The 22,347-nt window shown below is 46.5% G+C and carries 16 protein-coding genes and 2 pseudogenes; 12 read left to right on the forward strand and 6 right to left on the reverse strand.

The features are described from left to right. Positions 1–116 precede the first annotated feature (116 nt). The 4 genes and pseudogenes from nrdJ (H6F63_RS02435) to H6F63_RS02450 form a co-directional block, all read left to right on the forward strand. Positions 117–1,346 (forward strand): annotated as a pseudogene (nrdJ, locus tag H6F63_RS02435) (ribonucleoside-triphosphate reductase, adenosylcobalamin-dependent); the annotation flags it as partial. 243 nt (positions 1,347–1,589) lie between these two features. Beyond that, positions 1,590–2,654 (forward strand): annotated as a pseudogene (nrdJ, locus tag H6F63_RS02440) (ribonucleoside-triphosphate reductase, adenosylcobalamin-dependent); the annotation flags it as partial. A 369-nt stretch (positions 2,655–3,023) separates the two neighbouring features. Beyond that, positions 3,024–3,242 carry a hypothetical protein gene (locus H6F63_RS02445; protein WP_190440813.1) on the forward strand — a complete coding sequence of 73 codons (219 nt, stop codon included), beginning with the start codon at positions 3,024–3,026 and terminating at the stop codon, positions 3,240–3,242. Positions 3,243–3,573: 331 nt separating this feature from the next. Further along, a complete protein-coding gene (locus H6F63_RS02450) occupies positions 3,574–3,852 on the forward strand; it encodes an RNA-binding protein (protein ID WP_190440810.1) in 279 nt (92 codons plus the stop codon). A gap of 188 nt (positions 3,853–4,040) precedes the next feature. On the opposite strand, the gene H6F63_RS02455 is transcribed toward H6F63_RS02450, so the two are convergent. After that, a complete protein-coding gene (locus H6F63_RS02455) occupies positions 4,041–5,120 on the reverse strand; it encodes an ATP-dependent 6-phosphofructokinase (RefSeq protein ID WP_190634595.1) in 1,080 nt (359 codons plus the stop codon). A 240-nt stretch (positions 5,121–5,360) separates the two neighbouring features. Between H6F63_RS02455 and fbp the strand changes: the two genes are divergently transcribed. From fbp to H6F63_RS02485, 6 genes are all read left to right on the forward strand, one after another. Beyond that, on the forward strand, positions 5,361–6,443 hold the full coding sequence (fbp, locus tag H6F63_RS02460) for a class 1 fructose-bisphosphatase (protein WP_190634597.1): 1,083 nt from the start codon (positions 5,361–5,363) through the stop codon (positions 6,441–6,443). Between the two features lie 124 nt (positions 6,444–6,567). After that, on the forward strand, positions 6,568–7,713 hold the full coding sequence (gene tal, locus H6F63_RS02465) for a transaldolase (protein ID WP_190634631.1): 1,146 nt from the start codon (positions 6,568–6,570) through the stop codon (positions 7,711–7,713). A gap of 93 nt (positions 7,714–7,806) precedes the next feature. After that, positions 7,807–9,336 (forward strand): glucose-6-phosphate dehydrogenase, encoded by a 1,530-nt coding sequence (zwf, locus tag H6F63_RS02470; protein WP_190634599.1) that lies wholly within the window; start codon positions 7,807–7,809, stop codon positions 9,334–9,336. Between the two features lie 116 nt (positions 9,337–9,452). Next, the gene (gene opcA / locus H6F63_RS02475) at positions 9,453–10,835 is read left to right on the forward strand and encodes a glucose-6-phosphate dehydrogenase assembly protein OpcA (RefSeq protein WP_190634601.1); all 1,383 of its coding nucleotides are present in this window, start codon (positions 9,453–9,455) and stop codon (positions 10,833–10,835) included. Positions 10,836–10,876: 41 nt separating this feature from the next. After that, a complete protein-coding gene (locus tag H6F63_RS02480) occupies positions 10,877–12,295 on the forward strand; it encodes a cobyrinate a,c-diamide synthase (RefSeq protein WP_190634603.1) in 1,419 nt (472 codons plus the stop codon). A gap of 147 nt (positions 12,296–12,442) precedes the next feature. Beyond that, positions 12,443–14,734: a dynamin family protein gene (locus H6F63_RS02485; RefSeq protein WP_190634605.1), complete on the forward strand. Its 2,292-nt coding sequence runs from the start codon at positions 12,443–12,445 to the stop codon at positions 14,732–14,734. A gap of 70 nt (positions 14,735–14,804) precedes the next feature. On the opposite strand, the gene H6F63_RS02490 is transcribed toward H6F63_RS02485, so the two are convergent. The 4 genes from H6F63_RS02490 to H6F63_RS02505 all read right to left on the reverse strand — a co-directional run bounded on the left by H6F63_RS02490 (position 14,805) and on the right by H6F63_RS02505 (position 19,665). Further along, a complete protein-coding gene (locus H6F63_RS02490; protein WP_190428204.1) occupies positions 14,805–15,284 on the reverse strand; it encodes a Crp/Fnr family transcriptional regulator in 480 nt (159 codons plus the stop codon). Between the two features lie 75 nt (positions 15,285–15,359). Then, a complete protein-coding gene (locus H6F63_RS02495; RefSeq protein ID WP_190634634.1) occupies positions 15,360–18,344 on the reverse strand; it encodes a HEAT repeat domain-containing protein in 2,985 nt (994 codons plus the stop codon). A gap of 280 nt (positions 18,345–18,624) precedes the next feature. Continuing rightward, positions 18,625–19,158, reverse strand: coding sequence for a translation initiation factor IF-3 (gene infC / locus H6F63_RS02500; protein ID WP_190428202.1), 534 nt, complete (start codon positions 19,156–19,158; stop codon positions 18,625–18,627). Between the two features lie 315 nt (positions 19,159–19,473). Continuing rightward, entirely contained in the window at positions 19,474–19,665 is a 192-nt protein-coding gene (locus H6F63_RS02505) for a hypothetical protein (RefSeq protein ID WP_190634607.1), read from the reverse strand. On the opposite strand from H6F63_RS02505, the gene H6F63_RS02510 reads away from it, so the two are divergent. Next, positions 19,645–20,592, forward strand: a complete 948-nt coding sequence (locus tag H6F63_RS02510) for an alpha/beta fold hydrolase (RefSeq protein WP_190634610.1) — start codon at positions 19,645–19,647, stop codon at positions 20,590–20,592. The two genes, H6F63_RS02505 and H6F63_RS02510, sit on opposite strands and share 21 nt — an antisense overlap. 185 nt (positions 20,593–20,777) lie before the next feature. Here the strand turns inward: H6F63_RS02510 and H6F63_RS02515 are convergent, their stop codons facing one another. Then, on the reverse strand, positions 20,778–21,146 hold the full coding sequence (locus tag H6F63_RS02515) for a BON domain-containing protein (RefSeq protein WP_190634612.1): 369 nt from the start codon (positions 21,144–21,146) through the stop codon (positions 20,778–20,780). A gap of 264 nt (positions 21,147–21,410) precedes the next feature. Here H6F63_RS02515 and ilvN point away from each other — a divergent pair, with 264 nt between their 5' ends. Beyond that, positions 21,411–21,929, forward strand: a complete 519-nt coding sequence (gene ilvN / locus H6F63_RS02520) for an acetolactate synthase small subunit (protein ID WP_190634614.1) — start codon at positions 21,411–21,413, stop codon at positions 21,927–21,929. Positions 21,930–22,347 lie beyond the last annotated feature (418 nt).

Raw genomic sequence — 22,347 nt, forward strand, 5'->3', positions numbered from 1 at the left:
TGAGTGCAACCTACATATAGCGCATTTTATGTATTTTGGCAAGTTTTGACCCCATATGAGCGATCGCGTATAGTCTTGATCTATCGATCAGTCCCAAAGATAATCTGACTTGACTTATGGTTCGAGAGCTTGAGCGAGTACGCCAAAATAGCAAATTTCCTGAAACTGCACCAGCAGGCTTACCTGTATTTTTTAGAACGTATAGCCGCCGCACAGAAGCTGGGCGCGAGACGTGGGAAGAAGTATGCGCCAGAAGCGTCCGTGGTTTAACCAAATTAGGTAAGCTTACCCCAGAAGAGACAGCCCTACTAGAACGGATGCAGCTCCAGCTCAAAGCATTGCCTTCCGGTCGCTGGTTGTGGGTAGGCGGAAGTGAATGGATCGAGCAACAACAAAACTTTTCCGGCGCTTACAACTGCACCAGTACAAATGTACTGGATTGGCGTGCCTTTGGCTTAATGATGGATCTGGCGATGATGGGCTGTGGCACAGGTGCCGTCCTCGAACCAAAATACATTAATCAACTGCCACCCATCCGCAATCGTCTGATTGTAACTATACAAGGGGATGTAGGTAGCACCCAGCCACACCTTCGGCGCGAACAGACAGAAGTTCAGGTGGAAGGTAATAAGGTACTTATTTATGTGGGAGATAGTCGCCAAGGTTGGGTCAAATCTTATCAAACATTGTTGGAATTATCCACAGATGAACAGTTTTCACGAGAAGTCAACATATCAATTGACTTGAGTGATGTTCGTGCTGCCGGAGAAGCCCTTAAAGGCTTTGGAGGCGTTGCTAATCCTGTTAAGTTACCTGGGCTTTATGAACGCTGTGCGGCAATTTTGAATAAAGCTGTAGGACGGCAATTAAACTCAGTTGAATGCTGTTTGTTAATTGATGAAGCCGCAGTAGTCGTAGTAGCTGGCAACGTGAGAAGGTCAGCTGGCATGAGGCAAGGCATTAGCGATGATGAATTGTTTGCCAGTGCTAAAGGCAATCTTTGGCAGCAGGATGAAAATGGTAACTGGCGGATCGATCCAGATCGAGATGCTTTAAGAATGGCAAATCATACGCGAGTTTTTCACCACAAACCAACTCTTGAAGAGTGTGTAGAAGCTGTTAGAAAACAGTATTACTCCGGTGAAGGCGCGATTCAATGGGCTGGAGAAGCTATAGCTAGAGCTAACTGCGATTTACTATTTTCACCTGAACTAAAAACTGATTTTCTGAAAGCTTATGACCAAGGAAAAGCTCAAGATTGGTTACTAGAACACTACCCCAACTTAGATACTTTGGAGATAGAGCATAGATTAGCTCGTGTTGGCTTGAATCCTTGCGGTAGCCTAGATTTTGCCGCCTAGCCTGGGGACAGGTTAGATAGTCAGAGGGTGAATTGCTGGAAGCCTAAACACAAAAAATGTGCAAGGTAATCAGCAGCCAAGCTCCAGATGTAAGGCAGGATGCCCCAGAGTTGGAGAAGGTTCAGAGACTAGACCTGCGGGAAACCAATAATGGTCAGACAGCGCCCTCCACCTAGATCAGGTGAAGATATAGTCCGATACCACTAGAAATAGTGGATAACAAAATAGGAAATCATTGGCTCTAATTTCCACTGTAATCTTTCGGAGATTCATCTCAATCAAATTGACCCACATAACTACAAAGAACAAGAGGAAGCTTTCACAGCAGCAGCATTATCAGTAGCCTCACTGTTAAATCATGAATTTGTCGAAGAACGTTACCGAAAGTCACGCGAACTCGATCCAATTGTGGGCGTATCTTTTACAGGATTGTTCGACTTTTTTGTGATAGCTTTTGGCGTGGATTGGTTGCGTTGGTGGGAAGCTGGACGACCCGACACCGCGGAAGGATTGGAGTTTAAGCGACAAGAGCAAGAATATTTGACTCGTTGGCGAGAAATTGTGCATCGAACCGTGTGGGATTATTGCGATCGCCATTCCCTAAAACGCCCGAACCGTTGCACCACAGTTCAGCCTTCTGGCACTAAATCCTTACTGACCGGCGCTTCCCCTGGTTGGCATCCCCCGAAGGCGCAACGTTTCCTGCGGCGCATCACATTTAGAAAGAATGACCCTGTAGCCTTAGCGTGTATCGACTACGGTTACAATGTCGTTCCGTCTCAGTCTGACAAAGATGAAAATGGCAATCTCCTGAACGATCCCTTCGATCCCCGATGCACGGAATGGCTGGTGGAAATTCCCGTCGCCGTACCTTGGGCTGATTTGCCTGGTGCTGATCAAATCGAGATTGGCAAATTTAGCGCGATCGCGCAAATGGATTTCTATATGCAAGTCCAAAAATTCTTTGTGCGACACAACACCTCCGCCACCATTGAGCTGCGCGAACATGAGATAGAAGCTTTAGGTAGTAGCATTTACGAAGCTATTCAAAATGATGAAGGCTACATCTCAGCCGCACTTTTGGCACGTTTCGATGCTCACCAAACCTTCCCGCGCTTGCCATTTGAGCCAATCACAAAACAGCAGTACGATCAGTTCAAGCAAGAAGTGGAACTGCGACGGCAGAATGAAAATTTTCATGCTGCCTTAAGTCGCTACGATGCTGGCTACTCAATGGAAGCTGGCCCTGCTGGGTGTGATTCCGATAAGTGTCTTTTTTCGGAGCAAAAGTAGGTATAGGGGAGGCAAGAAGAGTCAGATTGTCAATACCGATTGGTTAAGCTTCCATCCCCCACCTGCGGTGATCCCGTGTTTTAGGGGTGAAGCGGGTAACTTTTTAGAAGATGTCTGAATAAGTCATAATCGATACGCTTAGACGGTCTTAGCCCCCCTTGAAAAGGGGGACTAAGACTTAATTCTCCTCCCTTTTCTCTGACAATGCCATGCCCCTATGTAGCGCAAATGAATGATAAGTTATTTAACCGACATTCCTCACCGACAAGTATTACTTCCTGCTCTTGCCAAGCCAAGCCTCCATTCAAACACGCTAGGATCGATCTAGAAAAATCAATTGTTTAACCCACAACCCCAGGAGACTCTTAAATGTTTCTCGATGAACTGACACCAGTATTCAAAGAATTCACCAAACACCCAGCAGCTTTCTTAGGCGGCTTTGTCTCTGGTATCCTCCGAGTCAACCTGAATGACGATCCAGTTAAAAGCTGGCTCGACGCGGAAGCTGGGGTTAGCTCCTATCCCTCCTCTAGCACAAGCAGTGATAACGGCAGAAGCAGTGGCCCTCAGTCAATTTCTATTGACTAACTCTCAGTAGTGCTGAGTCCTGAATAAGTAGTGTTATTTGGACTCAGCACTATTAGATTTCTTGTTAAATGTCATAGAAAATCAACATTAAAAAAGCCGCAACTGTGTAGGCTACATGGCCTTGCACAATAAAATTAGTAGGCTATGATAGGACGAAATATAAAAGTTCAGCCCTATCAATGGTTGGGTTTAGGACTCGTGTAGCCGCACTTCTAGGCTTGGGTCATAAAATTTCATCATTGGTAAATAATGCTTGACCTTGATTTATAGTTCGCGTCTGACCATGTAAAGGTTCTGAACTTTAGTTCCTCTTTCAGCCTTATACATCGACATGACCATTTACATCGGAAACCTGTCTTACCAAGCTACGGAAGAAGATTTAAAAGCAGTCTTTGCAGACTACGGTGCTGTCAAGCGAGTTTTGTTGCCGACAGACCGAGAAACAGGACGTATGCGAGGATTTGCTTTTGTTGAAATGACAGATGATGCCCAGGAAGAAGCCGCCATTTCCGAATTGGATGGCGCTGAGTGGATGGGACGTCAGCTAAGAGTTAATAAAGCACGGCCGAGGGAGGACGATCGCAGCGGCGCGAAGCGAGCCAGATTTTAATTAGTCATTAACGCTTCGGTGGAACTTTACAGATTAGAACCCTTTTAAAAGGGAACTAAATTTGTAGAGAGCAAGTGTGCGATCGCCTAACCCCCCTTTATCAGGGGGGCTAAGAAAAAGGTGCAAAAAGTTGCGTTTATTAGTCATTGGTCATTAACACGGAAAATAAAAGACTAATGACATAAATTTCAGTCTCCAAGGCAAATTCCTAACCCTCTGGCAGTTTTGACCAGAGTATCATTGGGATCTACTGCCCTGTATTGTCCAATTGCTTCAGCAATTGGTACGCTGACAACTTCGCGGTTTTGCCAGGTGACAACTTGATCGTACTTGCCATCGGCAATCAAATCGACTGCCGCTACGCCAAAGGCTGTCCCCAGTAATCGATCCAGCGACGAGGGGATACCGCCGCGCTGAACGTGTCCTAATACTGTGACGCGAGTTTCGGCACCGCTAGAGATAGAAATTTGCTCTGCCAGGTACTGACCAATTCCGCCTAATCGACATTCCCCAAATCGATCCATATTTTTAACTGGATTACCTTCGAGTGTGCAGACGGCTTCTGAGACAATGACGATGGAGAAGTTTTTTCCTTTCGACTGGCGATCGCGTATTTTGTCACAGACCTTTTCCAGGGTGTAAGGGATTTCTGGGATCAAAATAATATCAGCACCGCCAGCAATCCCAGCATTCAGAGCGATATGACCAGCATCGCGCCCCATTACTTCCAAAATCATTACCCTGCTGTGACTGGCGGCGGTAAAGTGCAGCCTGTCGAGTGCTTCTGTCGCAATATTAACTGCGGTATCAAATCCGATGGAGCGTTCGGTGCAGCCAACATCATTATCAATGGTTTTGGGAATGCCTACTAAGTTGATCCCGCCTTGGTTTGCCAATCGCCGGAGAAGGGCTAAACTGCCATCCCCGCCAATTCCAATTAAGGCTGATAAACCTAGTTGATGGTAGCCAGAAATAATTTCCTCAGAGCGATCGCGCAAACTTCCATCTTCCAAGGGAAACGCAAAAGGATCGCCTTTATTTGTCGTCCCCAGAACCGTTCCGCCCATCGTCAGTAAACGGTCTACCTTGTCAATGTCAAGAGTAATAACTTCCGGCGGACTGCTCATCAACCCTAGGGTAGACCGACAGATCCCCAGCACCTCCCAGTCATAGGTGCCAACTGCACGGTAGACTACTGCCCGAATTACAGCGTTTAGTCCAGCACAGTCTCCACCACTGGTAAGGATTCCAATGCGTTTTTGTCCCATCTTGTTCTGATAATTGCGATCAAGAGGCGATATTAAACTGATTTTGCTTGCCGAGTTGTCTTTTCGATAAAAAAGTTGTCTAAAGATTGATTTCTTTAGTTGATCTGAAGTTAAACACCAACCTGATAAATGGCTCCCTAAGATAGAAGGTAAGGCGACCGGGCCTTGATACTGTTGGGGCAGTACCTGAAATTAACTGCCTTTGTTAATAAAGCGTTATCGATAGGGAGGAGGAAACACATGTCTAACGTGGATCAGCCTTTCATTCCGGAACAAGCCCTGGATCGCGACTGCATGACGTTATCTCGTCACGTTTTGCAGCAACTGCACAGCTTCGGTGCAGAAGCACAGGATCTCAGTGCCATTATGAATCGCATTGCCCTGGCGGCAAAGCTGATTGCGCGGCGGCTTACGCGAGCTGGTTTAGTCGCAGGAGCCTTGGGATTTACGGGCGAGATGAACGTGCAGGGAGAATCCGTCAAAAAGATGGATGTCTATGCCAATGACGTATTTATCTCGGTATTTAAGCAAAGCGGTTTAGTTTGCCGCTTGGCTTCCGAGGAAATGGAAAAACCATACTATATCCCCGAAAACTGTCCCATTGGTCGTTATACCCTGCTCTATGACCCGATTGATGGATCGTCCAATGTTGATATTAATATCAACGTTGGTTCTATCTTCGCAATTCGCCAACAAGAGGGTCTGGACGAAGATGGCACGGCTAGCGATTTGCTGCAAAATAATGGACGCAACCAAATCGCCGCAGGTTATGTGCTATACGGCCCCAGCACGATGCTGGTGTATTCTATCGGCACGGGAGTTCACGCTTTCACACTAGATCCCAGTTTGGGCGAGTTTATCCTGTCGAGTGAAAATATCCGCTTGCCAGACCACGGATCGATTTACAGCGTCAATGAGGGTAATTTCTGGCAGTGGGAGGAACCACTGCGAGACTACATCCGCTACGTGCATCGTCATGAAGGTTACACCGCCCGTTATGGGGGGGCATTGGTGGGGGATATTCACCGGATTCTATTCCAAGGGGGTGTTTTCCTCTATCCTGGTACGGTGAAAAAGCCGGAAGGCAAATTGCGCCTGCTGTATGAATCTGCTCCTTTAGCATATTTGATAGAGCAAGCGGGTGGTCGAGCAAGTACGGGAACCGAGGAGATTTTGGATGTAGTACCAGAAGCACTACACGCGCGATCGCCTTTGATTATTGGTAGCAAAGATGATGTCGCCTTGGTGGAGTCTTTCATTCAGGATCGGGCCAGGGCTGTTGAGGAAAGAGCTGCTAGAGAGCGATCGCGCATACCTCAGTGAAGTATTTCCTTTTTGAGAAATCCCTTTTTCACAGCAGGCTTCAAACCTGCTCAGAGAGAACATTATTTCTCTAAAACTACAACGACAATTACTAGGAGTCAAAAAAATGACAGAGATGACAGAGATGCCAAACAATCATCTACTAGAAATTAAACAGTACGGTCAGAGTATCTGGATGGATAATCTGACTCGCGACTTGATTGAGACTGGGGAACTCAAAGATATGGTGGAAAATAAGGGGATCTGCGGGATCACCTCTAATCCAGCGATCTTTGAAAAAGCGATCGCAGGTAACGCAATCTACGATGCCGATATTGAAGCTGGAATTCGTGAAGGATTGCCAGTTGAGAAAATTTACGAAACTCTGGTTTTTGAAGATATCCGCAATGCTTGCGATATTCTCCGACCTGTGTATGAAGCATCCGATGGACTGGATGGTTACGTTAGCATTGAAGTACCGCCAACTATCGCCCACGACACCCAAGCGACGATTGAGGAAGCCCGACGCTATTATCAAGAAATTGGTAAAGATAACGTCATGATCAAGATTCCTGGGACAACGGCGGGTTTGCCAGCAGTTGAGCAAGTAATCTCTGAGGGAATCAACGTCAACGTAACTTTGCTATTCTCAACTCAAAGCTACGAAGAGACAGCTTGGGCTTATATTCGCGGCTTAGAAAAGCGGGCGGCTGAAGCCAAAGACATCAGCAAAATATCCTCAGTGGCGAGTTTCTTCCTCAGCCGTATCGATATCAACATCGATGCACGAATTGATGCCAAGCTGAAAGCCGGGGTGGATAGAATAGAGAAAAAGGCAGAACTCTTAGCCATCAAAGGGAAAATAGCGATCGCTAACGCTAAAATCGCCTACCAGAAGTACAAAGAAATTATCGCAAGCGATCGCTGGAAAGCTTTGTCAGAAAAAGGTGCAAATGTCCAGCGGTTATTGTGGGCTTCCACCAGCACCAAAGACCCCAGCTACAGCGACGTGATGTATGTTGATGAACTGGTTGGGCCAGACACGGTAAACACCTTACCACCGAACACCATCGAAGCCTGTGCCGACCACTGCGATGTTGCATCTCGCATTGAAACAGGAGTAGAAGAAGCCTATAACCTCATAGAAAGTCTCAAAGATCCCGACATCGACATTAATCTAGACGAAGTGATGGATGAATTGCTTGTCGAAGGAATTGAGAAATTTGTGAAGCCTTTTGAATCTCTAACAGCATCCTTGGAAGAGAAGATCAAACATCTGCAACCTGTGTAACTGGGTAATAGATAATAGGTAATTGGTAATGGGTTGGGCAACTCATTACCAATTAATAATCCTTCAATTAGTAATTAGTAATTAGCAACATCTATGGCCACACTGCTAGAAAATCCCTTGCGCGTTGGGTTGCGGCAGGAACGGGTACCAGAGCCGCAGATACTGATAATATTCGGGGCATCAGGCGACTTAACAAAACGCAAGCTGGTGCCAGCGATTTATCAGATGAAACGCGATCGCCGTATGCCGCAAGAAATCACAGTTGTAGGCGTAGCGCGTCGAGAATGGAGCCACGACTACTTCCGAGAAGAGATGCGCGAAGGCATCGAAGAATTTGGCGGTGGCATCGGGTCGGACGAATTTTGGCAAGACTTCGCCCAAGGTTTATACTACTGTCCCGGTGATATTGATAAGCCAGAAAGCTACCAAAAACTAAAAGCCTTCCTTGCAGAACTCGACGGTAAGCGGGGAACGCGGGGAAACCGGGTATTCTACCTGTCTGTGGCTCCGAAATTCTTCCCAGAAGCGATTCGTCAACTGGGTGCAGCAGAAATGCTAAAAGACCCAGAAAAAACCCGCCTGGTAATTGAAAAGCCTTTTGGACGGGATTTGAGTTCTGCCCAGTCACTCAACCAGATAGTGCAGCAGGTTTGCAAAGAAAAACAAGTTTACCGGATCGACCACTATCTAGGTAAAGAAACCGTTCAGAATCTCTTGGTTTTCCGGTTTGCCAATGCAATTTTTGAGCCACTGTGGAATCGCCAATTTGTCGATCACGTTCAAATCACAGTCGCAGAAACTGTAGGCGTAGAAGACCGAGCTGGGTATTATGAAACGGCTGGTGCTTTGCGGGATATGCTGCAAAACCACCTGATGCAAATTTTCTGCCTCACAGCGATGGAACCCCCAAACTCACTAGATGCTGACAGTATCCGCACGGAAAAGCTGAAAGTTCTTCAGGCAACTCGTTTAGCGGATGTGCATAACCTGGAATTATCAGCAGTAAGGGGTCAATATTCCGCAGGCTGGATGAAAGGGAAACCCGTCCCAGGCTACCGGGAGGAACCAGGAGTCGATCCCAACTCCACAACGCCCACCTATGTCGCTATGAAGTTTGCGATTGATAACTGGCGCTGGCAGGGCGTACCCTTTTATCTGCGGACTGGCAAGCGTTTACCCAAGAAGGTAAGCGAGATTTCTATCCAGTTCCGCGAGGTGCCGTTCTTAATCTTTCAATCTGCTGCCCAACAAGCTAGTCCCAACGTGCTGACTATGCGTGTTTACCCGAATGAGGGAATTTCCCTACGCTTTGAAGCGAAAATGCCGGGGCCAGATTTGCGTACTCGCACCGTAGATATGGACTTTAGCTACGGTTCTTCTTTTGGTGTCACCAGCTCTGATGCTTACGATCGCTTGTTAGTCGATTGTATGCTGGGCGACCAGACTTTGTTCACCCGTGCCGATGAAGTGGAAGAAGCTTGGCGGGTGGTGACACCAGCCCTCTCGGCGTGGGAGGGATTGACTGGCCCGGCTTCAATTCCCCAGTATGAAGCGGGAACTTGGGAACCAGAGGAAGCAGAACACCTGATCAATCAAGATGGTCGCCGCTGGCGAAGACTATAAAGGGGACTGGGGACTGGGGACTAGGTAAGATTCTCAATTCTCCAATTCCCAATTCTCCAATCCCTAATTCCCAATTCCCCAATTCCCAATTAACATTAGCAACTGGCAACTGAGCTATGACAACACAATCTCCTCCCGTTGTTTCGCTACAAGCACCTAAAGATATTTCGCTGAGTGATATTGAAGCGGAACTAAATCAAATCTGGGAAAGCTACAGAGACAATACTGAAAATGGCGATTCGCCTGCTGCCGCTAGAGCCACTACGTTTACATTTGTAGTTTACGAACCTGAAGAAACTCAACACTTGTTAGCTGCTTTGGGATTCTACACCGGGCCAATTGATGGCATCGCTGGGCCGCGGATGAATTCAGGTTTGAAGGATGCCCAGAAAGCGTATGGACTGCCTCGTACTGGGAAGGCGGATGCTGAAACCCTAGCCCGACTGCGGGAAGACTTGGCTCATAGACGCTCCTCTGGTGCCATAAAAGAAGCACAAAGGAATGGAGAGACACAAGCAACGTTGAATGTCACAGGCTACGGAGTAGCGGATGCGATCGCTGCCTCAAATCCCTGTCGGATCATTGCCCTGTGTCCCCACTCTGGCATAGACGAAGGCGTAACCGTTCAAGTCTCTGTATATTGCCCGATGAACAAGCAAAGTAACAATACGTTGCTTTGTTGCGAATACATCACTCTAAGCGGCACCGCCGATGCCCTAGAACGCATTGGGGGCATAGTGACAGCACTACTGATCGGCGATTTACCTAAGTTTCTCTGGTGGAAAGCGACACCCGATCCCCATAATGCTTTGTTCAAGCGGCTGGCATCAGTTAGCAATTCCGTAATCGTTGACTCTTGTCAATTTGGCGAACCAGAAACGGATTTATTGCGAGTGCATACTTTGGCGGAACAAGGTATCCAGCTTACTGACCTTAACTGGCGACGCTTGGCAGCATGGCAAGAACTGACTGCCGAGGCTTTCGATCCCCCAGAACGCCGTGCTGCTCTCACAGAAGTCGATAAAGTGACGATAAATTATGAAAAAGGCAATCCTGATCAGGCGCTGATGTTCCTGGGTTGGCTGGCAAGTCGTCTCCAGTGGCATCCAGTATCCTATAGGCGCGAAGGCGGCGATTACGATCTGAGATACTGCTCGTTCGTGACTGCTGACCAACGCCCGATAGAAGCTGAGTTAGCAGGAATTCCCACCGCTGATTGGGGCGAAATTCCGGGGGATTTGATTGCCTTGCGGATGAGTTCGACTAACCTGGATGCTGACTGTTGTACGGTTCTGTGTTCGGAAACTAGCGGTTGTATGCGGATGGAAGCTGGGGGCGGCGCGCAAGCTTGCCGATTTGAGCAGGTAGCGCCTCTGAGTGATCAAAAGGCTGAGACTTTATTAGGTCAGCAGCTGCGTCGTTGGGGTCGCGATATGCTTTACGAAGAAAGTCTGGCGGTCACGGCGGAAATTATCAAGATGAATAAAGCTAATAGCTAATGGTTAACTATTACCTATCCTTCAGTTAGCAGTTAGCAAGCATGGCTTTAGTAATCGCAGGCGATCGCAGTGGGGTGGGCAAGACGACAGTCACGCTTGCCCTACTGTCGTCTTTGTGTCGTCGGGGTGAAAAGGTACAATCTTTCAAGGTTGGGCCAGATTACATAGATCCGATGTTTCATCGGTACGTTACAAATCGTGCCTGTCGGAATTTAGATCCGGTGCTGACATCGGAAACTTATGTGCAGGAATGTTTTGCCCGTCATACTCAGGCGGTAGAGTACGCCTTGGTTGAAGGGGTGATGGGGCTTTTTGATGGTGTGGAGGGGACTGGGAACTGGAAACTGGGAACTGGGCAAGATTCCCAATCTCCGGTCACTTTTGCAAGTACGGCTCACGTTGCGCGGCTGTTGGATTTGCCGATATTGTTGGTGTTAGATTGCAGCAGGTTGTCGGGTTCGGTGGCTGCGATCGCGCACGGTTTCCGTTCCTTTGATCCCCGTCTCAAATTTGCGGGAGTAGTTTTAAATCGAGTCGGAAGCGATCGCCACTTGCAACTTCTCCAAGATGCCCTGGAACCTTTGCAATTGCCGATTTTAGGTATTCTTCGCCGTGAAGATAACATCAGCATTCCCGATCGGCATCTCGGTTTAGTACCCACAGCCGAATTGTCCCATCTGGACGCTTTGATAGATCGACTTGCCCACTTGGGAGATTGCTTTGACTGGGAACGCTTGTTACCGTTGCTGCAAGTGGGAACCTCTCCCCAACTCCGACCCGAACTTGAGACAGAAGCAAGAGGTAAGGTAAGATTGGCAGTTGCCCGCGATCGCGCTTTTAGCTTCTACTACGAGGACAATCTAGAGAGTTTGCGATCTCTTGGGGTAGAACTGGCATTCTGGAGTCCGCTGACCGACGACAGCCTACCAGAAGGCATTCAGGGGATGTATTTTGGGGGCGGGTTCCCGGAAGTTTTTGCCCAGCAGTTAGCTGACAACACAGTCGTCCGGGATGCAGTCCGAAAAGCCATCTTAGCGGGAATGCCCACCTATGCCGAGTGTGGCGGTTTAATGTATTTGTGTCAGCAGATTGTAGACTTTGAGGGAAATTCTTCGCCGATGGTGGGAGTTTTGCCCACCACAGCCGTTATGCGATCGCGTCTGACATTGGGCTATCGGCAAGCCGTGGTTTTGCAAGACAGTCCCCTACTACCCGCTGGTACAACAGTTTGGGGGCATGAGTTTCACCGTTCCCAGTTAACCCAGGAACCAGGTGCACCTCTATTTCAGGCACGAGGCTGCGATCCCCACAGTTCAACCACAGTCGAAGGATGGTTGCTGCATCAGCTTCATGCTTCTTATGTCCATCTTCATTTTGCTGGGTGTCCGGATCTTCCCGCCAGATTTTTAGAACATTGCCTGAGATTTTCTCAAGTCTCAACGGACGCGATCGCCAACTAACGAAGCATCACAGAAAACTTTCTCTTGTTCTACTCAGCACTCACCATCCAGTCAGCCACCCTAGTAAGTATCACCCTCCCCTGCCCTATTGCGTTCAGCTGTTGTAAGCTTTAGCTAACAAAAGCTACCCTCTTTCGGACAGCCAGTATGTCTTCTGAACAGTTCCAAGCAGCACACGACAGCATCTATATCACTGGTAGACTACTCTTACAATACCTTCAAGAAATTCAATCCAAGCGCCTGGCTAAAGAAAACGATACTAAATGCTTACAAAGTATTGAGGAAGACATCACCAAAGCGCTATACGCTTTAAAGGAACACAACTATCAACTTGCAGTCATTGCCCCAACTAAAACAGGTAAAAGTACCTTTCTCAATGCCATAATTGGTGCGGATATTTTAGCAACTGAAGCCGCCGCTTGTACCGTTTGCCGTACAGATATCCGACATATTGATGTTGGGCAAGTGCCTAGATTTTTAGAGTATCGACACGGTAAAAGACAACCTGTTGTTATTGCTGAAGGTGACGGTGCAGAAATTCACCAAAAATTTCTGGAACGTACCCAATATATTCGCAATCATAATAATCCCGACCATACCATTCGCTTTGAAATCGAGTATCCTATCGAGGCTATTAGCACCCTCTCATCCCTGGCTGGATTTACTCTCATTGATACCCCTGGCGTAGCTAACGGAAATCGGGAATATCATTATTCCACAGAATTAAAGCAAATAACGTTGGAATCATTGCGGAAATGCCATGCTATTTTGTTTATTTTAGATTACACCTCTTCTACAGAAAGTTTGATTTCAGATTTGCTTCGTGATGTCATGGAGAACCGACAAAATCTATTAGCTGAAAAAAGGAAAAATATTTACTTCCTTTTGAATAAAGCTGATAAAACAATAGATGTAAATACAGAAAATAATGACTTTATAAAAAAACTTGAAGTAGAGTTAGCTGGCTTTGGACTCTCTAACCCAATGATCTATCCTGCAAGTTCTAAAAAAGGACTATTAGCGAAACTGATTCAAGGAGATACAGCAGCTAACAGTCATACCAAAGAATTTGTTAAATTGTTTTTGGGTGAATATCTCGAAGAAAATGAGGACGGTGAAGTTAGAGTTCCCCAACCCATAGAGATTGCGTCGAAAGCCTTAAAAGATAGTGGCATAACAACTATTCAAGAAACAATAATTCAAAACCTTACTAAAAATTATGGTTGGAATCTTATAAGTGATGTTTTGGCAAAACTAGATAAAGCTGCCAAGGCGATTGAGGATTCTCTAAATACCGAACTAAAAGTTTGGGGTATGGAAATTGAAGCTTTTAAAAATCAGGTAAAAGAGTATAGAGAAAAATCTGAATCTGTAACTAAGAAAATTGATTTAGTTAAAAACTTTTCAGAAGCAAAAAAGCAAAAATTAATTACTAAACTTACATTTGAAATAAACATTTTTGCTGAGAATGCTAAAAACGAGATTCAAAAAGAAATTGAACGACTTGCTCATCTAAATACTGAAATTGGAAATACAACAGATTTAAAGGTTACTCAGAGTAATGTTAACCGGGAAATCACAGAGATTCCTTTTTTAGGCGAATCTTCAATATTTGTCATAAATGAAAGAAAAGCTACTTTCGTAGAAGCTATAAAACGAGCAGTTGTTAATCTATTTAATAGTAAAACTGATAATCCCCATTCGCAAGTCTATAAACTTAGAGTTGCTACCAGAGAAGATGCTCAAAATATTCGACGCGCTGTAAACGAATTCTTCGGTTCTCAAATTCAAAACTGGTGGATAGACACGCAAGATCAGCTTATCAGACAGGGAACGCGCAGTAGAGAGGAGTTGGTGCAAGAAATACAAGAGCAAATTCAACAAATATCCAATGAAATAACTACTTCTATAGAAGAAGCTTTGAAAATTGAATTGAACATTAATTGCATTCAGTTTCCGAGTTTTGAATTTTTAGGCATTGATACAGAAATTCAATCTCAGCAAGAGGTATATGCGAGGCTAGAAAAAGGAACTATAACAGAGAGCGATCGCACTACTTCAACTAATGTATATCAAGTCGATATACCGTTTGAAGATAAGGGCGATTTTTTAGAAATTGACTTATACCAAATAGCAGCGCAAGTTAAGCTGAAGATAGATGAACAGGTTTCTATAAATCAAGAGATTTTCAAACAAGTTATTGACAGACAAGTTACAGCAGATTTCCGAAGTGCAGAGCAACAAATTAAGGACTACATTGAAAGATTCAAAGATGAATTTAACTATTTGGTGAGCGAAAGAGAAAAGCCAGAAGCAGATACAGAGGAAATTTTAGTAAATCTTCAGGCTCAAAAAAAGCAACTAAATGAGTATTTGTCGGAATTGAATTCTATTCGGGAATCTTTGAATAGCTGGAAGCCTGTATTAACAGTTGTGTAGGCTGGGGAGGGAATGCGATCGCACTCTCTTCTTCCTCTCTTGTTCTTCGCGTCTATAGCGCTAACGCGGTTTATCCCCCTAAATTACCAGCCTTACTCAAATCCCCATCCTGAGTTTCCGCCCGATAAACACTCAACTTATTATTTAATTCGCGGATGCGACGGGAAAGTAGACGAATGATATTCACAGCAATTCCCGGAGTTTCATCGATAGCATCATACAATTGCAGCTGCGTTAACACCAGACAATCGCAGGATTCCAAAGTCGTAACCGAAGCCGAACGCGGTTCAGCATCAAACAGAGACATTTCCCCAAAGCAAGTACCCTGATCCAGTTGCGCCAGATCGCGATCGCCCAGATGCACCCTTACCCTACCTGAGACCACAATATAAAGCGATCGCCCTTCTTGTCCCTCGGTAAAAATGGTATGCTGCGCTGGAAAAGATAGCTCATCCATTACAGAAGCCAGCCGCACCAGAAAATCATCCCGCAATTCTTGAAAAAGTGGGACACCCCGGACAAATAATAGGCGCTCAACGCTGGTTAACATAAATTTAATATTTTGTCAATAGCTAATTGCTAATTGTCAATTGCAATTAGCCATACTTCCATTAGCATGAACTAATTATTTCAGCTCTGACATCATCTGCTCAACTTGGGCGGCTACAAGGCGGTCTGGGTCATTTTTCAGCACGGGTAGCATTTCTGCCAAAGCGCGCGGCGAAGCTGCTTTCAGATAAGCCAGAACCGCCTCTCGCACAAAACCTGTAGGATGGCGCATACACACCAGCGTTTGTTCTGGCGTGAGACTCCATTTTGCCTGACGTGCCACATGAAAACAACAAGCCAAAGGCCAGTCTGACAGAAAGTGGCGTAATTCTAGCAAACGACGCAAGCGATCGCTCTTAGTCATCGGCTTATATGGCACCATTTCCGCCAAACTTTGCAGTTTTTCGCCTTCTGGTCGTCGGTCGAGAATTACCACAAGATTTCGCTTTCTGGCAATATCCAAAGTATTATCCAAAATTTCCAACCCCAAAGCGATATTAGAAGGCGAATCAGACTGAAGATTGAAAGCCGCAGCTTGAATGGAATTCAATGGATAAAGAAACTTCATCAACAAAAAACACCGCTCCACCACATCTGACTGCTCCTCTAAAAGCGCCCGCCGCAGCAAATCCAGTGCTGAATAAGTCTGGTCTATAGCCGATTTGAAACTATTAGATTCAGGAATCAGCACTCGTTCCTCAGAACGGCTTAAATCTAGAAGTGCAGCGTACAGTTGTCCGATAAACAGCATTTCCTGTTCAATTAACGTTTCCACACCACTGCGTCCTAATCGGTCGAGAACCCCCTCAATTCCGGCTTCATTAGGCATCTTTAGCAGAGTGCGGAGAATGTTGCGTCGGGTTGTCCCCCAACCCGTTTTCAGGTGAGCCACCAATTGATTAAGCGCTTCTGGTGTGCCAATCTGACCAAGAGCGACCCAAGCTTGTAGCCGCGCCAAATCTGGCTTATGGAGATCTTCAGCCAGCTCAACCAGCATCGGAATTGCTTCATCGCCTAAGCGCACGAGGGCGCTAATTGCGGCTTCGCGGGTAGATTTATAGTAAAGTCCCCGCACCAAAGCTGGATAATATTCGTTTAAGTGAGTTGATGCGATCGCATCGAGTAAGGCACAGCGCACCCGCAAAGACTCATCTTGCAACAAACTGGGAATATAAAGCCGCAACCCTTGCAAATAATCCGCCTCAGATAGCGCCCGACAACCCATAACTCGTTCCCGTTCCCGTTGATGGGTTAGCATCCGTCGCACAGTATTAGTAGCCTCCGCTTTCTCCGTAGGCGTACCCCGGCGTAAAATCAGGGCAGCAGCAGTTCCTCGCACTACTGGGTCTACACTTGGGCGAAGATAAGGCTGTAGCTGCCCTATATCTGGCTCGTCTTGAGTTATCCAAACGTAGCGCAGAGCCAGAGCGAGAACTTCAGGGTTAGGTTGTTGAGCAATTAAAGCCTGAACTGGGTCTAAATAAATCTGACTTGGGTTTAGCAGCATTGCTTCCAGGCTCTGACGCTGCAAGGACGGGGTGAGGTGAGTCAGCAGCGGAGCGAGGACTTCCCCAACGTCCTCCAAGTCTATTTGGCACAACAGTTCTATACAAGAGCGTTTATCGGCTTCCGTTCCTGGTTTCTCTAAGGTTTCGATGATGGTACGCTTGAGAACGCGCAAATCCACATCCGAGACGCTCAAGCGTTCTCCTTGGGCGCTCTGAACCAGTAAGCCGACATAGGTTGACCGTAACAGCCAAACTATCAACAACCATACGAGAGCCACAATTAAGATGACGGCGACAAACACCCAAGTTTGGAGATACTGTAATGTGTTCTCCGACAAGTGATGAAAAACAAAAGCTAACAGGCTGATGACCCCTAAAATCGCCACTCCAGTAAATCCGGTGGAGAGAGATTCACCAATACCCCGCACCTGAGCCATAACCGAGCTGCGGATGTTGTCTGGGAGGGGTTGGAACAGAACAGGCCCAATAGCAGCAATCAGGGTGTAGCGTAGTAATTCGTCTATGAATTTCAGGCAGATTAGACCAATAAAAAAATTGCCTATGCCTGTGAGGGAGATTAAGCCAAGGATAGCGATCGCTCCTGGTAATAACATAGCAGCGACAAATACCCCCAATCGCTCTATGGCACGACTAGAGATAAACCACTGCGTCCCCAGTTCGCACAAACCCACAATCCCGCTAAACAATCCCAGGAAGCTGGCAATTTGCTTACTGTCCAACTTCAGCTCTAATTGACTGAGATATTGGAAGTCTATTAACAAGTACAAAATCTGCCCAACCACGAAGAAGCCAAATAGCGGAATTGCGTATCGCTGTAGCGGCCCTCGAAGTCGGCGCGAGGTGAAATCTGTTTCTTGTGCAGCACTACCTCTATAGGGAGCAGCGGGGAAGGCTTGGCTATAGCGCTGGGTAAGATAAAAAAGGCTTGTGGCTCCCAGTCCCATCATCACAGCGGCGACTATAGAAACATTATTCAGCCCAACTGTGGCGACAATGAACGGGAGAGAAAAGCCGCTGACAACATCTGCAACTAGAATGCCGCTACTAATGAGCGGATAAGTGCGTTTAATTTCCCGAATATTAAATAGTTGATTAGCTGTGATGGAGGTGTTGATGTCATTGAGGACGTTAATAGCTTCCACCCACAGGCGCATCAGAAAGACGATAACACCAGACAAATAGACAATATTCAACCCCACGCGAAATAGAAGTAGGGGGGCTACTGCAAGAATAGCAACTACGACAATTACCGAGCGCAGGGGCAGAATCTTTTGCATCCAAGAATACACCACCCCCAGCCCGGAACCGATCCCTGCCGAGAGAATATAAAACAAGGGCAGGGATTCTGCTCCATACTTTTCGAGAAATAAAGCGACGGTGCTGGCTTCTGCCCAGATTATCCCCACCGAGGTTGTGGTGTAGAAGGCGAACATCAGTAATGTTCGCTCTCCTTCTTCTGGGCGGAGATTCACCCACTGGAGGAATCCCCGTCCCCAGTCGGACCAAGACCAAGTGCGATTGTTCAGTTTCATGCCGCTCAAGGGAGAAGTCAGTTGTAGGAGGCGATTGATCTGGGCAACAGCTTTATGATTCCCGCCCAAATACTTCACCCGTACAGGCAGGAGATAAAAGCTTACCCCCATTCAGGAGTTAGGAGTCAGGAGGCAAGGTTTTTCTTATGGATTTTGTCCCCTTGATTCTGCCTCCTGTATTTTGTCTCCTGTATTCTTGATGGAGGTTATTGCCACCACTTCCAGACTTTTAGTCTATCCTTTGGCGACTATTGTCAGTCTCCTGACTTCTTCTTTTAGGCTATTTTTTTGGAGACAGCAGCATCATCATGTTGCGACCTTCTTTTTTGGGAGCTTGCTGCACTTCCGCCAATTCCTGCAAATCTGTCGCCATCCGTTGCAGCAGTTCCTCGGCCAAATCGCTGTGTTGAATTTCTCGACCTCGAAAGGTAATCGTAGCTTTAACCTTATCTCCCGACTTCAGAAAGCGCTCGGCTTGATTGACGCGCACTTGATAGTCATGCTCCTCAATCTTGTAGCGCATCTTCACTTCCTTGACATCCGCCGTATGCTGATTTTTCTTGGCCTCCCGTGCTTTTTTCTCTTGCTCGAACTTATACTTGCCGTAGTTCATAATCCGGCAAACGGGCGGCTCTGCCTTGTCGCTCAGCAAAACGAGATCCAGCTCTTTTTCTTCGGCAATGCGTATAGCCTCATTCGGTGCCATAATACCCAACTGCGTGCCATCGGTATCAATGACACGAATTTGGGGAAAGCGAATTCTTTCGTTGATTTGGGGTAGATCGCGCGTGCGTCTTTTTTCAATCACAGGCATTAGGTTATTTTTGCTCGGTTAATTGTAATGGTAAGTAAGTTAGTTTGTCCAAGTAGCAAGCTTTCCGCCAGAGCGATCGCCTCTGACAAAATGCTCAGGAGCTGTTTTCAATTCAATGAGAATGAACCCAAGCTTTGCGCTCCTTGTATTTGCCATTCTACTTAGTCTGATATGGTTTCTGTCCAGGGTTGTAATTTAACTTTCAATTGAGCTAGGCACTTGTCGCCAATCTGAGAGCTAAGGTCTCGGGACGGCGACTGGGAGAAATCTTCCCCGCACAAAGGCTGAAAGCTTTACACTCCATAGCTTTTATAGCTAATCCGCTAGTATCACTGCCAGAGCGATCGCTGTTTTAGCTTGCCTTTTTTCCAGCGTAATCAAATTATCCTCGATCTGAATTTTAAACAGCAACCGGCTGCAAACCTCTAAAATAGAAGTTAAGAAACCAAAATGGTAAACATTTCTTAACTTGAGGCAAATGCGATCGTGACCCAGCATTGGCAGCATCGGATTGGCAGTCAGAGAGACTGGGTTTGGCGAGGTTGGCAGACTCGCTATACCTACATCCGTGCATCTCAACCAAGTCAGATAACAACCCCGGTGTTGCTGCTGCATGGATTCGGGGCTTCTATTGGACACTGGCGACACAATCTAGGGGTTTTAAGCCAATCCCACACAGTTTATGCCCTGGATATGCTGGGATTTGGAGCTTCCCGGAAGGCCCAGGCAAATTATAAAGTTGACCTCTGGGTAGAGCAGGTTTATGATTTCTGGCGCACTTTTATTCAGCAGCCAGTGGTGCTAGTGGGAAACTCGATTGGTTCGTTGGTTGCGCTAGCGGCGGCGGCGGCGCATCCGGAGATGGTGCAGGGCTTTGTGATGATGAGTTTGCCCGATCCGACTATGGAGGAGGAGGCTACTCCCAAGTTTTTACGACCTTTGGTGGCAAGTGTTAAAGGCGTTGTGGCATCGCCCCTAGTTCTGAAAAACGTTTTTTCTGTGGTTAAACGCCCGTCTTTTGTCCGCAAGTGGGCAAGCCTAGCTTACTCTAACCCCGAAGCTATTACCGACGAACTGGTGGATATTCTCGCAGGCCCTGCCCAAGATCGGGGTTCTGCTGCGGCATTCTGCGCCATCTTTAAGGCGATGACTGGGACACAGTTTGGCCCTAGTGTCACTAAGCTGCTGCCAACCTTAAATGTGCCTATGCTCCTGATTTGGGGTCGTAAAGACAAGATGATTCCCTACAGTCTTGTACATCGCTTCAACAACCTCAACGCAAGGCTCCAGTTAGTTGAGGTTGATGCAGGTCACTGTCCCCACGATGAATGCCCAGACGAAGTTAATCAGCTGATCCTCGACTGGCTGGAAACTCTAGCCACATCTAAAACTGACTCTGCTACACCGCAAAAGCAGTTAACTGCTAGAGAATAACGGCGGCTGTAACTTTTGCCAGGTAGCGCAGGCATTATTCCTGCGCTACGCATGATAAATGCGCTCAGGATAAGGGCAGGTTGGGTTGAACGACTAAGCAAAACCCAACAAATGCCTATATTTAGATTGGGTTTGTATCCTTCAATCCCACCTACTTTTGTGAAGAGGATTACTCTAGCTACAATCTAACCAATGGTGACTTGATTGCTTTCAACACCCGTGGCACCTTCCACACTGCGGGCGACCGATACCATTTGAGAGAGAATTTGCTGACTAGGAACTTTTCCTTTTAAAACCACTGTACCGCCAGTCTGCGCTACGTAGAGGGTATCAATATCATCCAACGATGGGTCTTGGTCAAAAGCCAGAGCAACCCGCTTGGCAAGACCGCTTTGGTCATATTCCCCATTTAACCCTACTCGCTCTGGGGGAATTGTCTCGCTACCACTTGCAGCACCAGCTGAGGCAGGAGCTTGAGCTGTCGGTGCTGGAGTCGCATTGACTTGAGCATTTTGCGGCTTTTCCATCCCAAAAAGTCTTTTTAACCAACCCATAAGTATTCTTACTCCGAACGAAGTTTACTACACCATTATTATGAAAATGACGAATTGATAACATCTCCCAAGGAAAGATTTAAGCTTTTACTATCGCTAAATCTACAGATATAAGCGTTTTTGTGGACAGGGGGCGCTATGAAGTAACATAAAGTGGTGTCCCGTTGCCGCATATTGCGTCAGCATGGCTTGTGCTTGGCGTAACCTTTAGGAAAACCCTGTATTGCAAAGCAAGATTTTGCGCTTCAGCTTCTTTTGTATACAATGAAACACACTCTTTCTGTTTTAGTTGAAGATGAGGCGGGAGTTCTAACCCGAATAGCTGGTTTATTTGCCCGTCGAGGCTTTAATATTGAAAGCCTCGCTGTTGGGCCTGCCGAAAATTTGGGAATCTCCCGAATCACAATGGTTGTACCAGGAGATGATCGGATAATTGAGCAGCTTACTAAGCAGCTCTACAAGTTGGTTAATGTACTTAAAGTACAGGATATTACTGATACTCCGTGTGTTGAGCGAGAGTTGATGCTGCTGAAAGTCAATGCTACCAGCTCGAATCGCTCAGAAGTTGTGGAATTGGCTCAGATTTTTCGCGCTAGGGTAGTAGATATCGCTGAGGATGCGCTGACCTTAGAAGTGGTAGGAGATCCAGGGAAGTTGGTAGCAATTGTGCAGGTGCTAAATAAATTTGGCTTGCGGGAAATTGCTCGTACTGGTAAGATTGCCCTCACTCGCGAGTCAGGCGTTAATACAGAGTTTCTCAAATCTTTGGAAGCCAAACTTTAAGGGACTGGCAATTTTTCCTGTTTCGTTGCCACTGTTGGGCGCTAGGAAGGCGGCCAATATATGCAGGGTTTGAGAAACCCGTTTTCTTTAAGAAAACGGGTTTCTATCTATGTCTTTCTTATGTCAGCAACTTTAATTTAGTGTTCCCTAAATTAGTTTATAGCCACGGAAACATACTTTAATATCTACAGAATCCGGATAGGCTGCTAGTTACTCGGTATCAAAAGCACTGTATAGAGTGGGCAATCGGTCGTATGCTTTTTGCGGACAATGATTTCTATATTCTGTCTAAAGAAATATTGATTATTCTCTGCTAAAGGCATATAAGATGTGAGCTGGCGAAAGATTAATAAACGATTTTTGATAATTAACAGGCTTCACTTGGGTGCTGAAAATATGTCCTGAGACAACAGGAGAG

The organism is Trichocoleus sp. FACHB-40 (assembly GCF_014695915.1).
Lineage (GTDB): Bacteria > Cyanobacteriota > Cyanobacteriia > Cyanobacteriales > FACHB-T130 > Funiculus > Funiculus sociatus.